Below are 2,391 nucleotides of genomic sequence, written 5' to 3' on the forward strand. Positions count from 1 at the left end.
GACCTCGTGGTCGACTTTTCTTTGGACGTTCTTATCTAAACTAGATAGACGATCAAGACTTCTGCATACGCTTTTTCAAGCGCGCTAAATCAATTGCACTTGAGCGTACAGTAAGCTTGATGCATTCGTAGTCGTATTCTTCCTTCACCACACTCATGTTTGAGCGAATCTCACCGATAATGCCTTGTCCAGAATAAGGAATCGTGATCTCTTCTTCGATCATGCCTTGTTCAGCCACACCCACAATGTACTTGTGTAGTTTGGTGATATCGAGCGGGTCACGAGTCGAGGTCAGCATTGCATCTGGGAATTCTTCAATCAGCTCTAACTGTTCTTCTTCGCTCAATCTATCGCACTTGTTCAGTACCAATAGTTTTTCGCTGCCTTCAACGCCCACTTGCGCTAATACTTCGTGTACCACATCAAGCTGTGCGCGGAATGAAACATCAGAAGCATCAACCACATAAAGCAGTAATGAAGCATCATGCGCTTCTGCTAGTGTTGAGTGGAATGAAGCAACCAGATCGTGTGGCAGTTTCTTGATGAAACCCACCGTATCTGACACTAAGATACGCGGCTGAGTGATCGGCTGAAGTGCACGAACCGTGGTATCTAAGGTCGCGAATAGCTTATCTTCACCGCTCACCTCGGTTGCGGTCATAGCGCGCATCATCGAAGATTTACCCGCGTTGGTGTAGCCAACCAGAGCAACAGTGAAAAGCTCCGAACGCTGAGTGCGTCGGTTCTTCATTTCGTCTTGTACGCTAACCAGCTCACGCTTAAGTGCAGCAATTTGGTCACGTACTTTACGGCGGTCTAGCTCTAGTGAAGTTTCACCTGCACCCTGACCCATTTGACGCTCTTTATCACCGTCGGCCGTCTCACGCAGTCGAGGCACTAGGTAGTTTAGTCGAGCGATTTCAACTTGCAGACGTGCGGTACGAGTACGAGCATGACGGCTGAAGATCTCAATGATGATACCAGTACGGTCAAACACCTCGACACCCAAGTGAGCTTCTACATTACGCAGTTGAGATGGGCTCAAATCACAGTCGAATACCACTACGTCAGCAGTACCAAACTCCACGTCTTCAGATGGAAGATCATCAAAATCTAACTCATCGATACCAGCACGAAAATCAAAAGACTCATCGATAAAATCTTCATCTTCGGCTTCTTCAATCGAACCTTGGTAACCGGTTAAGTGTGCAATTTCTGCAAGCTTACCTGCGCCCAACACGTTTTGTCGTTGTGTTGAACTGTGGTGCTGTGATTGTGTACCGACCACTTTAAACCCTAGGGTTGTTACTAAGCGAGCAAGTTCGGCAAGAGACTCTTTTGCTTCGTCACCTTTGAAGTCCGGTGTCGTAATAGAAATAAGTAAAGCGTTACTAGCTGAGGGTTTTGCTGTTAGTTTCATGTATTCTTCTGTTTATGCACTAATGTGCAACCTAGTATTTGGTCTAAAGTAGCGCGATCCTACGCTGTTCTCGGTCAGCTTTATAGAGCTAACGGAGGCTATTTGGCGATATTATTGCAGTTAATCCATTTATCTCGTTTATCCCTCTGTTTTCGTGAGGAAATAAAACAGGCTAAAACAACAAAAAAGACAGCATCACGTTACTTATTAGTAATTAGTGATACTGCCTTTGCTTAAGCTTAGACTCTCATTGAGCTACTGTCTCAAAAACTAAAAATCAATTCTCGCTTCAGTCTGAGCATCAAAGAATACCGCCTTTGATAAGTCAAAATGCAGCGGCGCCATTTGCCCAACTGACACTTCAAATTCTGGCGACAAGCGACATGCCACTTCTTGGTCGTTCACTTTCACCATCGCAATCGTATCTGGCCCTGTTGGTTCTAGCACTTCTAACTGCAAGTCTAGCTTGGTCGTTGCCGACACATCTTCACTTTCCTGCTCTGTAATATGTTCAGGGCGCAGGCCAATCACCACTTCTTTGCCATCTTGCTCACGCATGCTTTGTGGTAATCGAATGTGGTGCTCTTGCTCAGCTGTACCCGTTACTTTGATGATCGGATTCTGCTCATCATCCAAATCCACCATGGTCTTAATGAAGTTCATAGATGGTGAACCCATAAAGCCCGCCACGAACATGTTATTTGGCTTGGTGTAGATCTCTTGCGGCGTACCGAGTTGCTGCAGTTCACCATCTTTCATCACCGCAATACGGTCAGCCAAGGTCATCGCCTCGATTTGGTCATGGGTCACGTAGACAATGGTGGTGTTCAGCTTCTGGTGCAAACGTTTGATCTGGTGGCGCATTTCAACACGCAGCTTTGCATCCAAGTTAGAAAGCGGCTCATCAAACAGATACAGCTTAGGACGACGAGCCAAGGCGCGCCCCATCGCGACACGTTGACGCTGACCAC

General features: G+C 46.5%; 2 protein-coding genes. Both read right to left on the minus strand.

The window, feature by feature from the left end:
- Positions 1 to 52: 52 nt before the first annotated feature.
- Positions 53 to 1,420: a GTPase HflX gene (gene hflX / locus AB4517_RS21780; protein WP_017071725.1), complete on the minus strand. Its 1,368-nt coding sequence runs from the start codon at positions 1,418 to 1,420 to the stop codon at positions 53 to 55.
- Between the two features lie 270 nt (positions 1,421 to 1,690).
- A partial coding sequence (locus AB4517_RS21785) for an ABC transporter ATP-binding protein (protein WP_372149937.1) occupies positions 1,691 to 2,391 on the minus strand: 701 nt, incomplete at its 5' end.

The organism is Vibrio sp. 10N.222.52.C3, from assembly GCF_041474195.1.
GTDB lineage: Bacteria > Pseudomonadota > Gammaproteobacteria > Enterobacterales > Vibrionaceae > Vibrio > Vibrio crassostreae_C.